Origin of the sequence: Olivibacter ginsenosidimutans (assembly GCF_039542865.1) — a bacterium.
GTDB lineage: Bacteria > Bacteroidota > Bacteroidia > Sphingobacteriales > Sphingobacteriaceae > Olivibacter > Olivibacter ginsenosidimutans.
Genome location: NZ_BAABIQ010000001.1, coordinates 18,986 through 38,778 on the forward strand (window position 1 = coordinate 18,986; position 19,793 = coordinate 38,778).

The following is a 19,793-nucleotide window of genomic DNA, read 5'->3' on the forward strand; positions in this document are numbered from 1 at the left end:
CATTTCTACGTTATTCTTTCTGCTTCATGGGTTTGGAATTTATAGGTTCATCATTCGTTTTTTCTTTATTCAGCCTTTATTAATAGGCGGCGGTTTCCTATCAGCTCAAAGTTTACACCGGCTGTTTTAAGGGCCTTTAAGGCGGTTGATAGGTTTACCTTTCGGGGAATCCTTCCTACAAACCGGTCATCGGTATTCACCTTTTCATACTGTATATCTATATCATACCAACGCGCAAACTGCTTCATCACCATATAGAGGTTGGCATCTTCAAAATCAAAGTACCCGTCTTTCCAAGCCGTGAATTGCTCCGGTTGCACCTTTTGAACATGCAATCCAGCACGAGTGAGTACCGACTGGTTTCCAGGCTTTAACAGAACTGTCTGTAATGTTGTATCGGTTGTGTTGACCTGTGCATCATTACTCACGCGTATTGCACCGTTCACCAAAGTGGTTTTAATCGCAGTCTCGTCTTCGTAAGCATTAATATTGAAAGCAGTACCGAGCACTTCAACTCGTTGACCTTGGGTAAGTACTTTAAACGGCATAAGCGATGTGCTTTTACCTGGTTTATAGCTGGCTACTTCAAAATAAGCCTCTCCTGTCAATTCAACAATCCGTTCTTTACCATTAAAGTACAAGGGGTATTTCAAGCTAGAGGCAGCATTCAACCAAACTTTTGTACCATCAGCCAGAAGAACTTGATAAGTACCACCTTTTGGGGTTTTTAGCTGTAATTGAGCTGCAAGCGCTCCCTTAGTGACGACGGTTGATCCATCCGCATATCTAATATCCTCATCAACCACGATGCCTTGCTGCTTATCCCTCAGATTAATCGACTTTCCATTACCAAGAATCAAGGTTGCCTTATTCCCACCGGCTTGGATAGTATTTAGGTTTTTGGGAGCCTTTACTTGATGGAAATACCCGACTTGTTTATCGTAAATTAACCATATCGAAACCAGTAAAAAAGCTGTTACCGTTGCCGCCCATTGTATACTTAGTCTTCTTTTTCTCTTGTTAGCCGATGAACTTTTCATATTCTTTTTGATCTGCGCTAACATACGGTCACGAATTTCTTCCTCACTTGATGCGAAGGTCTCGGGTATGGGTAAAGGCTTATTCAGCTCTTGTTGATACCATTGCGAAAACGTCATTTTTTCCGTTTCCGTGATGGTTCCTTGAAGCCACTTGGATGCTAATTCCTCAAATCGTCTACTATCCTTCATGATGGGTTCTTTGCTCATAGGTATCACCAGTCAAGCAAATCCCTTAGTCGATTTGGATTTTTTTTAGCGATGGATAATGTTTCTGTTTTATAGTAGCTGACCTAAAGTAAGGTCATCATAAAGCCCGCTAATTTGGTACGGAGTATTTTGAATGCTTTGCCGAGGTGAGCCTCCACCGTTTTCTCCGAAATTTGCAATTCTTCGGCTATCTGTTTTTGGGAATAGCCAGCCTCCCGGCTCAATTTAAACACTAAGCGGCATTTTTCAGGCAATTCCTGAACATACTTCGCCAGTTCCTCACATAACTCATTAAAAGCCAAGGTATCCTGAGTTGAATTATCCAGGTGTTCCGAAAAAACTAACGAATCAATATAACGTTGCTGATTATAATATCGGTCTAATGTCCGTATAATACGATATTTGACTGAAACGGCTAGGTAGCTGGATAAATCAGCGGTAAGAACCAATGTAGAACGACGCCTCCATAAAGCAGTAAAAATGTCTTGAACCACTTCTTCCGCTTCCTCTAGGCTACGGAGTTTATGCCCCGCAATGACGAAAAGTTTTTTCCAATACCGTCGGTAAATTTCGGTAAAGGCCAATTCATCATCGTTCTTTACTAAAAGAAACAGTTCTACATCGGTAGTATTTTTATACATCGTTTATATGGCAGCAGCAAATGGTTATTTACAATGGTTATTCACTAAACAGGCAAATTTACCTAATGGTTCTTTGCACGGCTAGCGTTGATACAGTCGCATCAAATATGGGTAGAAAATTTAGCACTGGCAACCTGCTCTATGCTGCATGGATAAACGACAATTTTTTAAGGCCGTCCTGTCCTACTACCAGAAACGGCCTTGTATTTTATAAACCGCTTGCTTCTAAAGATGCCAATCTTGCCAACATCTCCACACAAGCACCTTCATGTAGAATTTCCCATTTATCTTGTGTAGTACCTCCCCGGAAATCACCATTGAGCAGATTAGTTCCTGCATTACGGCAATCCGATAACCACGCATGGGTAAGTGTTTTCTCATAGGCCGTAATATAGGTTCTATCGTTATCTATCTTATAGAGCTCGATATACCCTCGTAATAAAATCGCTTGAAACCACACATGCCCCGGTGTTAAAATCTGGAATGTTTCGTTAAAGATAGGAGAGGTAAAGGAAGTAAACCATTTAGTATACGCTGCCTGTGCTATGTTTTGGGCATCGCTAAGGTATTGTGCGTCATGCGTAATCGTATACAACAATGCCGCTGCTTGCATAGGCTGGCCGGCATTATACGTATATTTATTCTTATCAATCACCAGTTCGCTATTCGGGTCGTTTTCATCACTCAAATGCACATTGTCCCAATAAAGATAATCGTCTGGATCCTGCAAAGTGTTCTTCACCCAACTATACAGGTGTTTTGCACTTTCCAAGTAGCTGTTATCCTGAGTAGCCAAATAAAGCTTAGCCGCTAACACCGCAGCAGGAGCAGTAGAACAGGTATTTTTAGAATTGCCTCCTTCCTTCCAATATACACCACCACCCATCAGTGAATCGGTACCCGACTGTATAAAATTCCATACCAGCTGTGCTCGATCTAGGTATTTGGTATCATTTGTTAAGGTATATAGATCAACCATATCCAAGCCAACCCAGATATTATCGTCATAATAGCGTTCATCCCCTTCACCGGGGTAAACAGCATACGCTTCTGGTCCGCCATCCCTCGTATTCCGGAACATGTCGATGGCCGTTAACAAACGACTGTCGTATGCCGTTTCATATTTATTTTTATACGTTGGAAAATTTTCTGCTGCCTCTTTTAAGGCTGTATAACCTGAAAAAGCTGCACCATGTCCCCATATCACCGCTGCACCATCCCAATAGCCATCACTTTGTGGATAGGTGCTGCTCCAAATATCACGGGGTTTTCCGTCTAAAAACAACTGGGTGATCGATGTCATTAACGTATCCGCTCTTTTTAAAAAAATCGGCGTATCGATCGCAACGGATAGCTCATTTGCAGCCATCTGCTTATTTTCACTTAAATCAACTGTCTCCTTTTGACAGGACACCACACCAAACAGCATGATTAGTCCTGCAATGCATGTTAATTGTTTCATTATTCCTAAGTAGATTTATATAAATAATTGAATAGTAGGCAAAAGATGTGCTATATAAAGACAAAGAATTGGTTAACGTGATAGTATACTTCATAGCATTATAATTGGTCAAGGTAAAACGAACCTATAATGCTAAAACGATTTAAGTTTATTTTTGTTTTAGGCCAGATTGATTTTTATGCTACTAATAATAACAAACATCAGGGTATTTCCTGCGTTTGCCAAAGTCAAACGCAGGAAATACCCTGATGTTTAAGGTGTAATTATGCAAATGATTATTTAACACCGGTGCGTGTATCCCACCACATTTGCTTTCCCCAAACATAATCCGATACCTCACTCAGCGGAACATTGAGGTTTTCTTTGTTATAGAGGTATTCATTATTGGGATAGGGAAGCCGGAAGGGCTGATCGTTATGTGCATTGCCATATATGGATCCTTTAGAAGGATAATTTGTAGACGGAATACCTGTTCTACGGTATAAAGCCCAAGCTTCAAAATTATTCTTAAACAAGGCTACCCACTCGTCCCACCAAATGCGCTCCTTCGTATTATTCCATTTGCCCTTATCTGCAAGATAGGCCGCTGCCGCGGAGGCACTGATGCCATTATCTTCCATAGACAGGTTTACGGCTTTTTCATACGCTTCCTGAGCGCTGATACTTACATTATAACCCAGCATAGCCGCCTCTGCCATGATGTAATAGCTTTCGCATGATTTAAAGAAGGGAGTAAAGCCCGCAGCATTCTTCATATAGCGGTCTCCTATCCACGAAATACGCGCTACTACAGGAGGAGGATTTTTTGCCCCATTCTCATAACCGCGATATTCCCCGTCCGAAGCAGTATTGGCCACACTGGCAATACGCGGGTCTTCCGTTTCTTTTAGGTAGTCGATAAAGATATCCGACATACCAAAGTTATTGACCCGCGAGTCTCCTGTGTAGCCCGTTGCATACCATGGTTCATAATAAGGAGCGGCTCCTGGCCAGTACAAATAACAGTTATCTGCATTCACATCAATAAATGGGTATTTGTCTGGATTTGTTGCAATTTCCTCTATCGTACTTTTAGCTAGGTCAGGGGCTACGCCGGATACACGCATCGCCATCCGTAGCCGCAAAGAATTACAGAAACGTTGCCATTGTTTCATTTCCTTTTCCACATCTTCGTTATCATTTTTATAAATCAGGTCGCCGTCTCCAACGTAATCCGTACCAAAACCGGCAGCCATTTCATCCGCAACTACTTTTAAACTATCCATAATAGCCGGATAGATGTCTTCCTGCTTATCATACTTAGCCTTCAATATCCCGCCTTCATCCTCACCACCTTTTAAGGCTTCCGTATAAGGCACATCCCGCCAACCATCTGTCAGGTATTGCCACATATAACATTGCCATAGCCGTGCAACCAAACGAGTATTTTTGTAAGCTTCTGCCCCCTCTGCCGTCTTGGCAAGCAAATCCTTTAATTGTGTATTGTTATAATAACAAGCGTACCAACGGTTACCATAGGTATTATTGGTTGGGACAAGCCCAGCCATATAATCTAAATACTGTATTTTCACAATATATCCGGCAAAAGTACCATAACCATCTACATCTCCCCCAAATTGCTCACCGGTATTCCGGATAACGTTCGCCAACATATTGGTTGGCGGTACATCCGGCAATGCATCCGGATCTGTATTGACTTCATCAAAAGACTTCGTACATCCGCTTACCACAGTAAACCATGCAATGATAGCAATTGCTTTGAATCTATTTCTTATTTTCATGATTTCTTCTCGCTATTAAAATGTAACCCCTAACTTCAATCCGATACTCCGGGATGTTGGTACCGATGCCTGTTCGAAGCCCACACCCCGACTGTCGCTTGACACGCCGCCCGTTTCTGGGTCAAGCCGTAAGGTATTGGATTTATCTACCCAAAGTAAGGCTAAATTTGATCCAACAAGGGATATGTTGGCCCGTTTTATCCCTTTAAATCGTTGTAGGTATCGCTGCGGAACGGTATAGGTGATGGAAGCTTCCCGTAATTTCAGAAAAGATCCGTCAAATACATACATCTGATCAATACCTCCAGTTTCATACCATGTTTGCGCATCGGTAGCAATTGTATTCTCTACCCATGAGCCATCCGCTGCCTGCATGGCAAAACGCTCTTCGGGCATCACATCTACACCTGCAATAATTTGCCGTTCGCGAATACCGTTTTCCGCCGTAATAGCTGCCGTACCTGCTGCATAACTATGGCTCATGGTTTGCGACCAGATATCGCCTCCTTTACGCATATCCAGCATAAAGCCGAAGGTGAAGTCTTTAATGGTAAAATCATTACGCCAACTCAGTAGGAAATCTGGATTGATATTCCCTATATCCTGACTATCCTTACTTCTAACTAAGCCAGCGGAAGTTACTTTTATCGCTCCCTTCATGGGACCATCTTCAACACGGTCATACCCAGGACCCACTAACATTCCCCAGGCTTCTCCCTTTCTGGCCATTGTAGCAATGCCCCAAGTCCAACCAATTTGGTAATCTTCTAGTTCCAACTGTGGATACAGCTCAATGATTTTACTCCTGTTTTTGGAGAAATTTACCGTACTCCGCCAATTCAGGCCATTTTCTTTTTTCAAAATATCGCCATACACTAGTAATTCAATACCCTTGTTTTGTACTTCTCCCGCATTTAAAACCATCCGATTAAACCCTACCACATTGGACGTAGCTACATTTAGGATCTGATCGGTTGTTTTTTTGTAGTAATAGGTAAAATCGGCGTGCAACCGGTCATTTAAGAACCCTAATTCCGTACCCACTTCCCACGTAGTAGTATTTTCGGGTCTTAGGTTCTCGTTTGGATAGACCATACTTTTGTACATTTGTGCTACACCATCAAAGGAATTGTTTTGGGGATAATAATATAATTGATTCTGATAGGCCTCCGTTCCCGCACCTATCTCGGCCCAACCAGCTCTTAATTTCCAAAAAGACAACACTGGCCCACTTAAGCTTGGAAAGGTTGTCGTTGGCAACCAACTTAAACTAACCGAAGGATAAAAGAAGTCGTCCTTAACCGTTGAACTCCAATCATTACGCGCACTGGCATCGACGTATAATTGGTCTCGCCAACCTAAAGATGCCGATGCATACACGGAATTAGACCGGACATGCGTATGGTCCATTTCGGTAATAGCGTCTCCTTTCTTATTGGCAATGGTATAAACACCCAATACGGTTAACGCGTCCGCACCTTGCATCGTTCTTGACCATTTCGCATCCCGATAGTTGGCTCCTGCCATCGCAAACAAGTTGAAATCGTTCAACTGTTTATTGAAAGAGGTAATAAAATCCAAGTTCAATTCGGTATTATCCTGTTTGATGTCCCTGAACATCCCTTCACGATAAGAAGTGTTGTAGTAATTTTTTTCCAAGGCTTTTGATCCATAGTAATCAAAACCTGCCCTACCTTCAAACTTCAAAAACTCAAGGGGTTGATAATACAAGGAGGTTTTTCCAAAAAATCTATCCCGCTGATAGCTATTGGTATTTTCATAAACATTAAAGAATGGATTGATATGATAGCTCGTGTTCCAGTTATAATAGGTATAATCGCCTTTCTCATCCCGCTGGTCCCAATTGGCCTTTAAACTGGCCATATTCACTTGACGGCCAGACCAGATGAATCCGTTAATCGGATTATTCCCTTCATAACCCTGGTTGAGCATATTATCGCTTTCTGTTCTGGAATAGTTACCCATTACATCATATGAAACTTTATCGCTGATGCTCATGTTATTATTCAGTTGCAGACTATACCTCCGTTGATCGGTGTTCGGAACGGTACCTTTCTGATCACGATAAGACAATGATGCTCTGGTACTCGACTTATCAGTACGCGACAATACGGATAGGTTATGGTTCATCGAATAACCCGTCCGCAAAAATTCCTTCACATTGTTCGGATGCGAAACCCAATCCGTTGCTTGACGCACGCCATCTATTACCGGACTATCAAACTGGGGTAATTTTAAACCAATGTCTAAACGGGGGCCCCAAGATTCATCAAAACCATCATTAACACTATTCTCGTCTTCTCCCGTACCATCAACATAGGCAAAACTATTCTGGGCAGCATAGTCCTGATAGCTCAAACTGCCACCATCCAAACCATAATGGTATTCATCGCCGTCGTGGCCCTGACCATACAAATTTTGCAACTTTGGATAAGTATAGGCACGGTCCAGCGTAAAATTACCATCATACGAAATGCTCACCCCATTGTTTGCATTTTTTCCGGACTTGGTGGTAATTAGAATAACACCATTCCCTGCACGCATCCCATAAAGGGCAGCCGAACCACCTTTTAAAATATTAATCGATTCAATATCTTCCGGATTGATATCATTCAGACCCGAACCGTAATCAACACCTTTATAGGTATTGTCACCGGAACGTTGGCTATCCCCGTTAATCGGAACCCCATCTACCACAATAAGCGGTTGTTGCTCCGCCTTCATAGAAGAGTTTCCACGAATGGAGATGCGGGCAGAGGCTCCTACTGTTCCGCCAAACTGATTGACTTGGACCCCTGCAGCTTTGCCGGAAAGCGCCCCTGTAACGCTTAGCTGTGCAGATTTCGTCAGATCCTCCGATTTAACTTCTTGCACCGAATATCCCAGAGACTTCTTTTCCCGTGAAATACCCAAAGCCGTTACCACCACCTCATCCAATGTTTGATCTTCGTCTTGCAAAACGATTTCCAAATTGGTCTGATTGGAGATCGATATTTCCCTGGTTTGGTAGCCGATAGCGGATACTTTCAATTTTCCTGGAGAGCTGTAGGTAATCGAAAACTCTCCTTGAGGCCCTGTGGAGGTACCGGATCCATTTTCCAGGGATATGGAAACCCCAGGAATTGGGTGTTTCTCCTTATCGACAACCCGCCCACGCAATACTGTTTGTGCGTAAACGCTGGCCGACAAGAAAAAACTAAAAAGCAAGAGTGTAAAGCTTCTTTTTTTCATGTTTTTGTGTGTTTTTGTTAAATTGGGTTAAACTTTTTTGAATTATTTCAAAAGCTACAGTCAAATATACCCTACTTTAATGGTCAACGTTACCCATATTTTAACCTAAAACGACTGTATTTTAACAATAAAACGGAATACCAATCCAAATTTTTCACAAAATTTTACACAAAAACACAATTTACCCACGCCTTAAACAACAAACAAAATCACACAAACAAAATAAACAGCCAAATAATCAAATATAAATTGGTAAAAAAAACAAAAAACAATATTTTTTTCAAAAAAAGCACACATACTACAAAAAACAATGCAACAACATAAACAAATAGTGTAAAAAACACACCAAAAAAGTATAGATCTCCAAAATATACCTATAAAAAGCAACACCGAAGCCACAGGAATCCTTCCATTACGTTTGTTTGGTATCCTAATATGTCGATATACCATCGCTTGATATACCCTTTTCACTTACCTCTCTGCTAAGGTGATTTTTATAAATCAAGCGCAATAAAGCCTATTGATAGAACGCTTTTAGAATTCGGCGTACGGCAATGATCTAATCCCTACGGTGCCAAATATTCACAAAAACATCTTGCACTAACTCTTCCGCAAGCCAGCGGTCACGTGTTAAACGATACAGAAATAAGGCTAGCTTTTGATGGTAAGTGTTAAAGAGCTGCTTAAATGCTTTACGATCTCCGCCAGCTACTAATGACAATAGTTTTTGATCATTCCATAAATTCATAATTGGACCTCAACAATAAATAATGGGAAAGGTAAGTTGTTACATCGCAAAGATAACCAGTGTCTATAAATAAAACAAATCTATGCCTCCTGGCTGTTTCGTCCAAGTCTATCCTATTTAGACAAAAGCATCAACGCTCCACCAGTTCCTTAACCGATTCACCATAAAAATCGATTTCCTGATGATTTAGCTGTAGCAAGTGATACCATTTTCGAAAAGCGCCAACAAACACGACCAGCATTAATAACATGGCCAACGCTGCTAGGATGGCTAGTAAATATTGTCTATTGGGTAAGTAGCTATCGGTAATTTGAAGATAGCCCGCCCAAAAAGTAGTGCACGCCATAAAGACACCCGGTATGGCCGCGCACAGCGCATGTTTACCCCGATTTAGGCGAAGAAGCATGGTCGTACAAACAATTAGTCCGCAAGCAGCCAGCAGCTGATTGCTGATCCCAAATAACGGCCAGATGCTACTCACATTACCGGTATACACCAAATATCCCCAGGCAAAAGTAAAAAGTAGGCTACTGATCACAATTCCCGGTGTCCAATTTTTATCGTGGAACTTCGGCCAAACACCGCCCAACATTTCCTGTAAGAAAAAGCGGCCTACACGTGTCCCTGCGTCAATCGCGGTGAGTATAAAAACAGCCTCGAACATGATCGCAAAATTATACCAATAGGCCATGAGCGTATCCATCCCCGGAATCTTATTAAAAATATGCGCCATGCCCACCGCCAGTGAAACCGCTCCTCCCGTCCTTCCATGGAGGTCTAGCCCAATTTTCTCCGAGAAATAGTCGATTTCCACACCATGTAAATTAGGATGAGCTGCCAAAAAAGCGTCATATCCTTCTTTCGGCGTATTGATGGCAAAATAATCTCCAGGCACCAACGTACACGCAGCGATTAAAGCCATCAAAGCAACAAAACCTTCTACTAACATAGCGCCATAACCCACAAACAAAATTTCACGTTCATGGGCAATCATTTTGGGCGTTGTGCCTGTGGCAATCACGGCATGAAAACCGGATATAGCACCACAAGCAATGACAATAAAAATAAAAGGAAGTACCGGTCCGGCAATAACAGGGCCACCTCCGTGAATAAAAGAAGTGAGCGCCGGCATTTGTAAGGTAGGATGTATAAAAATTACACCTATCGCCAACATGACAATGGTGCCTATTTTGAGGTAAGTGGATAGGTAGTCCCGCGGCACTAACAGCAACCATACCGGTAATACTGAAGCAGCAAATCCATATGCCGGGATAGCCAAAGAAATGGTTTTCAGGTCCCAACTAAACCATTGATTGATCGCTTCATGCTGCATCAAGTTATGGCCGCCAATAATGCCGGCCAGCAGCAATACTCCACCAAGTATACTCGCAAAAAGCACGCTATTGGCCCTATACCGCATGATCAGGCCCATAATAACGGCTATGGGCATCGTGATCAATACCGTGAAAAGCGACCATGATGCTTCGTGCATTGCATTGATACAAGCCAAGGAAAGACCGGCAAGCGTTAAAATCAAGATAAATAAAATAGCAAAACCCGCTACCGTGCCTGTTACCTTTCCGATTTCCTTTGAGGCAATTGTAGCCAAACTTTGTCCTTTGTGCCGTACAGACGCAAACAAAACCACCATATCGTGTACCCCGCCTCCCAATACACAACCGATCAGTATCCATAGTGTGCCCGGCAGATAACCAAACTGTGCCGCCAACACTGGGCCTACCAGTGGCCCTGCGGCAGCGATAGCGGCAAAATGGTGACCAAAAAGCACATGTTTGTTAGTAACCACATAATCCTTACCATCGGCAAACTCAACAGCCGGTGTAGCATAATGATTACTTAATCTCAATGTTTTATTCGCTATATATATACCATAAAAACGATAAGCAATAGCAAAAAGTAGAATAGAAGTAAAAACTAAGGTTAGTGCATTAACGCCGTTTAACAGTTCCATGAATAATAAGCAGTAGATTTATAAAGCGGTGAAGCTACAAAATTAAAACGGAAAATGAGGACCTTTTTTTCTTCTTCTTTTTCCCTAACCATACAAATAAGCCGGTGAAAGGTAGGCTAGCGGAAAAAGATAAGAAAGCCAAGAAGGAACAGGGCATTTGCAAAATGCAAGCGATTCGTTACCTTTACCTATCATAAAACACATAAGCCATGCAAACACGTACAAACCGCAAACAAAACCGTATTCCGCTTAAAAAAGCTCAAAAGTTAACAAAACGTTGGCGTAAATTTCTGAAAAAGCAGAGCGGCGACTATGTATTTAAAACCTTGAACCGAGGTGCTTTTATACCCTTTGAAGATATTGATGCGCTGCGCCAGCTGGAATGGAAAGATAAAAATATTATTGGGGTTCGTGCCTATTTTGCACTAGAAAAGGAAAAAGGCCCAGATGATACCCCACTTCACCACGTGAAGCTTATTTTAGTTCCAGTGGAAAAAGATGGGAAAAACGGCCGGGATGTGTTGGAAATAACTACAGGAGAAGCAGGCGAAGATGCCAAAGGAAAAAAATCAAGCATTTATGATTTTACTACGCCTTGTCCTGACTGTTGTGATGACGACAGTCCGCTTTATTAGCCATGCCCAAGCCATATTTGCTTTATACAGCTATAGTTGTACCTATTAGCGTTTTACTGCCCATTAGTTCGGGCATTAGAAACTATGCGTACACCGACCGGCCGTTAAGAATTATGTTAAGCTATCTTGTTTTCGCAGGGCTGCTTAATTTCACCGCCTCCGTATTAGCTTTTGGTGGGCATAACAACCTATGGCTATTACATGTTTACTCTGCCATAGAGATGGCCCTCATCTCCCTGTATTTTTATTTCCTCTATCAAGAAAAATGGATGAAACGGGTGATTCTTTGGATAGCAATTGTTTATGTTATTTTTTGTATCGTAAATGCACTCTTTTTACAATCTATTAACTACTTCAACACCTATACCAGACCCTTGCAATCCCTGCTAATACCGCTGTACAGCATGATCTATCTGTATCGCGGAATTGGCAGTTTTTTCTCCAACCATAAGCAAGAGGCGCACTACTGGATACAGATTGGTTTGATCATTTATTTTCTAAGCTCCCTTATACAGTTTAGTTTATCGAATATTTTTTTAGTCCATTTCGACGTATCCATCCGTCAAGCCTTCTGGATATTCCATGCCACCATGGTATTGGTTATGTACCTATTGTTTACCAAAGCTTATCAAACCTGTAAAAAATGAATGATAACGCTGTTGTTTTAATCGCCATTATTTTCATCGGGCTCACCATAGCCCTTTGCGGATTTTTTTTTCTCTTTCACAAGAGTCAGCAAAAAATTGCCAGACAGCAGAAAAAACTACAGGAAGAAAAACTGCTGCATCATCAAGCATTGATCAAAGCGTCTGTTCGCTCCCAAGACCAAGAGCGTCAACGCATTGGTAGAGACCTCCATGACAGTATGGGCAGTGCCATAACCATGCTTCATTTACGTATGAGCTATTTTGAAGAACAACATCCACACCGATCACCGGAATTGACTAGCTTTTTTAACGATTTTCGAAGTCAACTCGATCAATTGCTACAATCTTGTCGCCAAATCTCGCATCAGTTGTCCCCAGAGATCCACCGTTTGTATAGCCCTAGTGAATCCTTGGAAGAGCTCTGCCAAAAAGCTGCTGCCCAGCATCAGGTAGACCTATCCATGACGGATGGTGCGCGACAGGTATTGGACGAATTCCAGGAAGAACAAGCCATCAATCTGTATCGGATTTTAGAAGAGCTGCTCCATAATACCTTACGACATGCACATGCCAACCGCATCCATATCCAATTGATGCATGAAGCCGATCAGCTATGGATAACTTATCAAGACAATGGTAAAGGTATTGATCCTGAAAATACAATTGCTGGTCACGGCATGCAACATATCGAAAGTCGGCTCCTAGTATTAGGTGGTCAAAAAGAGACGACACCCTTTACCGATGGCGGTTACAGACTACAATTCTCCATTCCGGTTGACCAACCGATATCGGCAGACCAACAGTTAACCATCACCCAAACCAAAAGCTATGCAGCCTCCTATTAAACTCGCCGTAATAGATGATCAGCATTTGCTACGGGATTTACTTGTAAGCACCCTATGTTTAGACCCCAGTTTGGAGGTCGTGCAAGAAGCTGCCAATGCTCATGATTTCTTAATCAGCCTCTCCAACGCATCTTCTTTACCTCATATTGCCCTACTTGACATGTCTATGCCTGGCATGAACGGCATGGAGTTAACCAAGGAACTCCAGCAAAGCTATCCTGAAATCCGGATCATGATCTTAACCGTCAATTATAGTCCATTACTTGTAGCGAAACTTATCGGCTTGGGTGTTTCTGCCTACCTACACAAAAATTGCCCTATTGCTACCCTTAAACAGGCAATCCACAGCGTATTTCAGCATGGGTTTTATATGGATCATGCCACCTTGGAGGCCCTTCGTCATCATCGTGGTCAAAGTGCCGGTGATACTTCCATTCATACACTCAGCAAACGGGAAATTCAGGTTCTTCAGCTTATTTGTCAAGAATTTACCGCAGCAGAAATAGCTGAAAAACTCTTCATCAGTATCCGGACGGTCGAAGGACACCGCAATAACCTGTTACTTAAAACGGGTTGCCGAAATTCCGCAGGTTTAGTCGTTTACGCGATTAAACATCAGCTTTTCGACTTGTTAACCGACTAATTTATCGCGAACAATATTAACCTATACCATGCATGCGCATGGCAATAAAACGTTTGGCCAACGGTTCATCACTGGCATCAAACAGATCAGCGACCGACAGCGATAACACATCTGGAGGCTCGGGTATACCGAAATCCGAAAAATTCAATCGCCCACAAAGCTGCTCCAATAACTCTTCTACTTGCTTATAACTTCTATAAAGTGCTGATAAATCATTCAAGCTCTTTCGAACAAACTGTATAACCATATCAAACTCCTGCTTCTTTGCGTTTACGCTAACCCCTTCTTTCTGCCGCATTAAAGCCAAATACGTTGCCTGCCGCTCGCGCATAGCCACCAGCTGATGGTTAATATCGGTTATTTCCAGACCGGTAAAGGCCAATTGTTGGGCTAAACCATCTTCCTCTTTCACATCTGCATCCGTTTCCCGTGCATAAACAGCAAATAAAACATCACCAATTCCAGTCGCTTTTTCAGGTAAAGAGGCCTTGTTTGTTGGAGACACCTGATAAGAAATGCCACAAAATAAGGTTAATTTACCAACCAGCGGCAGATCTACCAAAGCCAGTTGTAAGCCATCGTGATGATCGGTTACCGCTTGGGCATATGTCGCCGTCAAGGCAGCTTTAATACGTTGCATAATTAAGGTACCATCCGTTGTCAGGTTCTTCATACGACTATCGGTATGAAAACGCTTATTCCGTGGCAGCTCAACCAAGTCGGAGCGCCATGCATCCACCAGCTTAACCAGTTGGTTCAGGCATACCACCACATTCTCCGCTTTGAAACGATAAGATTTGAACAACAAATTGGTGTACGTCCATCCCTTGTGATCATAATAGCGATGTACCATTTTTTGCAACGCATAGGACAAACTATGTCGATGCCAGTTTACACATGCTGTTAGCATAATTGATCCTCCTTTAGGAGATCGCATTGATTGTTCCATAATGAGTCTGTGTTTCATAAAAGCCATGGATACAAATCTAGACGTGCTAACCGTCTTTTTTTAGCGTATAAACACCCAACTTGGTAAACCCGTATTTCTACCTATTTTAGGTAGGGTTTTATTTGCTGTTTTCTTTTTTAACTTTGTCAAGTCACAAGTATAGAATTTATGCATGAAGATGCAGCAGAAAAAAAGGAGATCGCCAATCTTTTGCTTGGTAAAGTAGGCTCGTTTAACGACGTATACCAAAAATATAGTCGGGCGGTTTACCAAAATATCATGAAAATTGTGAAATCCAGTGACCATGCGGAAGATATTCTACAGGATGTATTTGTTACACTGTGGCAAAAACGGGAAACGTTAGACCCTAAAAAATCAATTGGCGGTTGGTTATTTATGGTAAGTTATCATAAATCGATCACCTTTCTTAGGCATAAAATCAAGGAAAAACTTTCACATGTCGAATCCCTAGAGGCATTTGAGCAAATTGCATTGGAAGAAACAGTAGATGAAGAGCACTTTGAAAAGCAGCTTGCCATTATAGAAGAGGCCGTTAATCGTCTTTCTCCACGAAAACGAGCCGTGTATCGCATGTGCCGTTTCGAAGGAAAAACAAAAGAAGAAGTGGCCGAACGCATGGGAATCACACCCGAATCTGTGAAAGATTATCTCAAGCAATCGAATAAAGCTATTCGATTGTATATTACCTCTACCTACCCTTACGGCACCGCTGGTATCGTTTTACTGCTGTGCTACCTTAGCTAAAAAATTTCTTTACTTTTTTTATCCCCCTATCCTACCTCGTTGCGTATTTACAATACAACGAACCATGGAAGATATAAATCATTTAATAGAAAAATTCTGGCAGGGCAAAGCTACTACAGCAGAAATGGAATATCTGCTGGCGTGGCTGGATCATCATGGAAATGATTGGAAAGAGACACTCAATAAAGCTTTTTTAGAAGATATTGATGTGTCTACAAAGCCTCAATGGCAAGATGAACAAGCGCAGCGGCTTTGGGTCAGAATTAATCAGGCAATTGAAGAGGAAATCAATCTGAAACTCATCACAGAAAAAAAACGGAAAGCGTATGCGTGGTCCATGCGTGTAGCAGCCTCCCTTATATTAGCTCTTATAGCTGCTATCATTCTTTTTCGATTACAAACAGGCACAAAAGAACAAACGGTGTCAACTCAACCAGCAAAAATATTTAAAACGGTAAACCGCGATACAACTACCATAGCGCTAAGCTTGCCTGATCAATCAATTGTCAAGCTATCAAGTGCATCGTCCATACGTTACCACGAAGGTTTCGGAATCAGCAATCGCAATATTCAACTGGAAGGAGAAGCTTATTTTAAGGTACACAAGCTGGATACATTACCTTTTACAGTCTACGCAAACGGTATCGTGACGACAGCTCTCGGGACGGAGTTTGTGGTGCAAACAAAAGGGCAGGAACAAGTTGCTATACGATTGGTATCGGGCAAAGTAGTAGTGAGCTCACAAAAAAACAGTGGCCTGCAAATGAACAATATTTACCTCAAACCCGGGGAGGAACTCAATATAGACAAGAAAAAAGCACTTGCCAAACTAAGTACTATAAGACAACCTGCGCCTGTACATAGCCAATCGGCAAATCAGACAGAACGTTTTGCACCAAAAATACCGCTACATTTCGAGAAAGAGCCCTTATCACAGGTATTTGAACAACTCTCTGCCCGGTTCCATCGCCATTTTGTGTATGACGAAGAAAAACTAAAAACCATTTTCTTTACTGGTTCTTACGCTCCTGATGACAAGCTATTTCCTTTGCTAAAGGCTGTTTCCAGAATGAACGGTTTGGACTGTATACAGCGAAATGGTGTCATTTATATTTATCCTTTAAAAGAAACGCCACCTATTCCAACACCTTGATACTAAAAACAACGCTATATAACCTTCTTTTTTAACAACCTTTTATTATTAAACTATGGTAAAAAATGTAAACTATGAATCATTTGTTCGCATGTTTCTGTTATGGACTTGTTTATGCAGTTCCATATGGGCTTGGGGACAGGAAGGTGCTCAGGTAAGGGGCACGGTATTAGACGACAAGGGAAGCCCTTTAGAAGGCGTAACCGTATCGGCGCAGCAAAAAGGAGGTGTAACCTCCCAAACCACGTTAACCGACAAGCAAGGCTTATTTGTACTGAAAGGACTAAAAATAGGTGATGTCTATGACGTGCACTTTTCCAGAGTAGGTTATGAACCTTATCAAGAAAAAAATTTCATCGTCCGATCTGGCGAACAGAACTCCATGTTGATCCGTTTAACCCTCTCCACAGACGTATTAGACGAAGTGGTGGTCGTGGGTTATGGTACCATGAACAAAAAACAAGTTACAAGTTCCATTACATCGGTTTCCGGAAAAGATCTACCTATGGGTGTTGGTGGATCGAGCATTGCCACAGCGATGCAGGGTAAAGTTGGCGGATTGATCATCTCGGGCAACGCGAGTCCAAATTCAGGCAATAACTTTCAATTACGGGGCGTAGCCTCCGTAAACGCAGGTCAAACACCGCTTGTGGTTATCGATGGTATGCCCGGCGGTGATATCCGCTCCGTTATGCAAGAAGATATCGAGTCTATTGATGTTTTAAAAGATGCTTCGGCTGGTGCTATTTATGGTACAAGGGCTGCCGCCGGTGTTATTTTAATCACGACCAAACAGGCTGCCAAAAATGGTACAACAAGCTTTAGCTATACGAGTGAAACCTCGTTAAAACAAGTTTCTAAGCGGCCGGAAGTCCTTACGGCCGATGAGTATCGTGCCTATAACCGCGGGACAGACTATGGTTCTTCTACCGATTGGTTCGACGATCTGTTGGTTGATCATCCCATTTCGCAAAAACACCTCATTAACATTCAAAGTGGGGGAGAAAAGGCCCAACTGTATGCCACCTTAATGTATAACAACAATAAGGGTGTGGCCGTAGACGATGCACGCAAGGATTATGCAGGGCGTATTAACACTAATTTCAATTTACTAGATGGATGGCTTTCCATCGCTTCTCATGTAGATTATCGGCAAGCCCGCAGAAATAATAATATCCCCAATTTTCAACAAGCTTTACGAAATAACCCTACCCGTTCTCCCTATGACCCCAGTAGTCAAACCGGCTATAATATATGGCTAAACGAATCGTTGGATTACAATGTATTAGCCGATTCCAAGCTGTACGATTACGATGGATTGGATAAATGGTTTAAACCTGACGTAACCGCCAAACTAAACATATTACCGGTGCCGGGCCTATCTGTTAGTCAAACATTCGGTTATGAACATCGGCAATGGGAGCTGCATGAATATCAATCGAAATACCACCGCGACGAATTGGAGAATGGCCGAAAAGGAACCGCCCATCTTGAATTTAGCAAGACAGAAAACTTCTCATCCGAAGGTTATGTCACCTATGACAGAACCTTTAACAAGCATGCCATCAACGCAGTAGGAGGCTACAGTTACTTTGAATACAATGGAGAAAAATTTGGCATGACCAATTATAATTTTTCCAATGACGCCATTGGTGTTTGGAACATTGGTGAAGGATCCTTTTTGGATGATGGGCAAGCGGATATGTCATCCAACAAATCCATTACTGAACGGCTTTTCTCCTTATATGCACGTGCCAACTATGCATATGATGATAAATACTTATTAACCGCCACCATCCGTCACGAAGGCTCATCCAAGTTTGCCATCAACAGCCGCTGGGGTAATTTTTGGTCTTTATCCGGTGGATGGCGTATATCCAAAGAAGCCTTTATGCAAGATGTTTCGTGGTTAAGCGACCTGAAATTGCGCTTAGCGTATGGTATCACAGGGAACAATAATTTTGGAGCCGATTATGCCGCTACGCTTTACGGATCAGACGTTTATTGGTTATTACCAGATGGTACATGGGCATATTCTTACGGTAAAACCAAGAATATTAACAATGACTTGAAGTGGGAAGAAAAACGCGAATGGAACGTCGGTTTAGACTTTGCACTCTTTAATAATCGGATTACCGGTCGTTTCGATGCCTACAGGAGAAAAGTCGTTGGGCTTATCTATAACGTACAGGTACCCCAACCTCCTTATACAGAGCAGAAAATGTATGAAAACATTGGCAACCTGGAAAATAAAGGATGGGAATTTGAGTTAGGCGGCACAGTGGTACAAAACAAAGATTGGAACTATCATACCAGTCTCAATCTCAGCAGTAATAAGAGCAAAATCCTGACGCTATGGGGTAATCAAACCTATTACGATTATGCTGATTTCCCGGCGCCGGGAAATCCGGGCACAGCCATCCGCATTGAGGAGGGAACCGATATTGGCAGTTTCTATGTCTGGAAAAGCGCCGGGTTTGACGAAAACGGCGATTTTCTCCTCTATAATAAGAATGGAGAGGTCATACCTGCCAGTGAAAAAACAGCCGCCGATAAGCAGCATATCGGCAACTATATGCCCAAGATGATCGTTGCTTGGAACAATCAACTTTCCTGGAAAAACTGGGATTTATTAGTCAATATGCGCAGCTGGATTAACTTTGATGTATACAACACCATCAATATGTATTTCGGATTGAAAAGTGTAGACAACCTGAATGTGCTTAAAACAGCTTATACCAAATACGATCATATTACTGGTGAAAAACAGCTGAGTGATTACTTTATAGAAGATGGAACTTTCCTGAAAATTGATGCTGTTAGTCTCGGCTATACCTTACCACTTAAGAAATATGTCAAAGCTTTTAATAGACTACGCATTTACGGAACCGTGACCAACCTAGCCACCATCACCGGCTATAGTGGTTTGGATCCTGAAGTTAATATCACAGGGCTCGACGGTGGGATAGAATGGTTTAGTGGTCTATATCCGCCAACCCGCACGTATACCCTTGGTGTGCAACTTAGCTTTTAATATGGTAAAAATTATTTGA

The 19,793-nt window shown here is 42.1% G+C and carries 15 protein-coding genes; 7 read left to right on the top strand and 8 right to left on the bottom strand.

Annotation, left to right across the window (positions count from 1 at the left end):
- Positions 1-65: 65 nt before the first annotated feature.
- The 7 genes from ABD930_RS00070 to ABD930_RS00100 all read right to left on the bottom strand — a co-directional run bounded on the left by ABD930_RS00070 (position 66) and on the right by ABD930_RS00100 (position 11,103).
- Positions 66-1,247 carry a FecR family protein gene (locus ABD930_RS00070; protein WP_345229623.1) on the bottom strand — a complete coding sequence of 394 codons (1,182 nt, stop codon included), beginning with the start codon at positions 1,245-1,247 and terminating at the stop codon, positions 66-68.
- A gap of 83 nt (positions 1,248-1,330) precedes the next feature.
- On the bottom strand, positions 1,331-1,888 hold the full coding sequence (locus ABD930_RS00075; RefSeq protein WP_345229624.1) for an RNA polymerase sigma-70 factor: 558 nt from the start codon (positions 1,886-1,888) through the stop codon (positions 1,331-1,333).
- A gap of 208 nt (positions 1,889-2,096) precedes the next feature.
- Complete coding sequence (locus tag ABD930_RS00080; protein WP_345229625.1) at positions 2,097-3,350, bottom strand: glycoside hydrolase family 76 protein; 1,254 nt, start codon at positions 3,348-3,350, stop codon at positions 2,097-2,099.
- A gap of 275 nt (positions 3,351-3,625) precedes the next feature.
- On the bottom strand, positions 3,626-5,131 hold the full coding sequence (locus tag ABD930_RS00085; protein WP_345229626.1) for a SusD/RagB family nutrient-binding outer membrane lipoprotein: 1,506 nt from the start codon (positions 5,129-5,131) through the stop codon (positions 3,626-3,628).
- A 15-nt stretch (positions 5,132-5,146) separates the two neighbouring features.
- Entirely contained in the window at positions 5,147-8,383 is a 3,237-nt protein-coding gene (locus ABD930_RS00090; RefSeq protein WP_345229627.1) for a SusC/RagA family TonB-linked outer membrane protein, read from the bottom strand.
- A 559-nt stretch (positions 8,384-8,942) separates the two neighbouring features.
- A complete protein-coding gene (locus tag ABD930_RS00095) occupies positions 8,943-9,131 on the bottom strand; it encodes an RNA polymerase sigma factor (RefSeq protein WP_345229628.1) in 189 nt (62 codons plus the stop codon).
- Positions 9,132-9,261: 130 nt separating this feature from the next.
- Positions 9,262-11,103, bottom strand: coding sequence for a carbon starvation CstA family protein (locus ABD930_RS00100; protein WP_345229629.1), 1,842 nt, complete (start codon positions 11,101-11,103; stop codon positions 9,262-9,264).
- A 209-nt stretch (positions 11,104-11,312) separates the two neighbouring features.
- Here ABD930_RS00100 and ABD930_RS00105 point away from each other — a divergent pair, with 209 nt between their 5' ends.
- The 4 genes from ABD930_RS00105 to ABD930_RS00120 are packed head-to-tail and all read left to right on the top strand — an operon-like array spanning position 11,313 to position 13,873.
- Positions 11,313-11,738 carry a hypothetical protein gene (locus ABD930_RS00105; RefSeq protein WP_345229630.1) on the top strand — a complete coding sequence of 142 codons (426 nt, stop codon included), beginning with the start codon at positions 11,313-11,315 and terminating at the stop codon, positions 11,736-11,738.
- Positions 11,739-11,740: 2 nt separating this feature from the next.
- The gene (locus tag ABD930_RS00110) at positions 11,741-12,385 is read left to right on the top strand and encodes a hypothetical protein (RefSeq protein WP_345229631.1); all 645 of its coding nucleotides are present in this window, start codon (positions 11,741-11,743) and stop codon (positions 12,383-12,385) included.
- A complete protein-coding gene (locus ABD930_RS00115) occupies positions 12,382-13,230 on the top strand; it encodes a sensor histidine kinase (protein WP_345229632.1) in 849 nt (282 codons plus the stop codon). Before ABD930_RS00110 ends, ABD930_RS00115 begins: the two co-directional genes overlap by 4 nt.
- Positions 13,214-13,873 (top strand): response regulator transcription factor, encoded by a 660-nt coding sequence (locus ABD930_RS00120; RefSeq protein WP_345229633.1) that lies wholly within the window; start codon positions 13,214-13,216, stop codon positions 13,871-13,873. Before ABD930_RS00115 ends, ABD930_RS00120 begins: the two co-directional genes overlap by 17 nt.
- Before the next feature lie 16 nt (positions 13,874-13,889).
- On the opposite strand, the gene ABD930_RS00125 is transcribed toward ABD930_RS00120, so the two are convergent.
- On the bottom strand, positions 13,890-14,822 hold the full coding sequence (locus ABD930_RS00125) for a hypothetical protein (RefSeq protein ID WP_345229634.1): 933 nt from the start codon (positions 14,820-14,822) through the stop codon (positions 13,890-13,892).
- Between the two features lie 168 nt (positions 14,823-14,990).
- Here ABD930_RS00125 and ABD930_RS00130 point away from each other — a divergent pair, with 168 nt between their 5' ends.
- From ABD930_RS00130 to ABD930_RS00140, 3 genes are all read left to right on the top strand, one after another.
- Positions 14,991-15,587, top strand: a complete 597-nt coding sequence (locus tag ABD930_RS00130) for an RNA polymerase sigma-70 factor (protein WP_345229635.1) — start codon at positions 14,991-14,993, stop codon at positions 15,585-15,587.
- A 64-nt stretch (positions 15,588-15,651) separates the two neighbouring features.
- Positions 15,652-16,740, top strand: a complete 1,089-nt coding sequence (locus tag ABD930_RS00135) for a FecR family protein (RefSeq protein ID WP_345229636.1) — start codon at positions 15,652-15,654, stop codon at positions 16,738-16,740.
- Between the two features lie 55 nt (positions 16,741-16,795).
- Positions 16,796-19,774 carry a SusC/RagA family TonB-linked outer membrane protein gene (locus tag ABD930_RS00140; protein ID WP_345229637.1) on the top strand — a complete coding sequence of 993 codons (2,979 nt, stop codon included), beginning with the start codon at positions 16,796-16,798 and terminating at the stop codon, positions 19,772-19,774.
- Positions 19,775-19,793 lie beyond the last annotated feature (19 nt).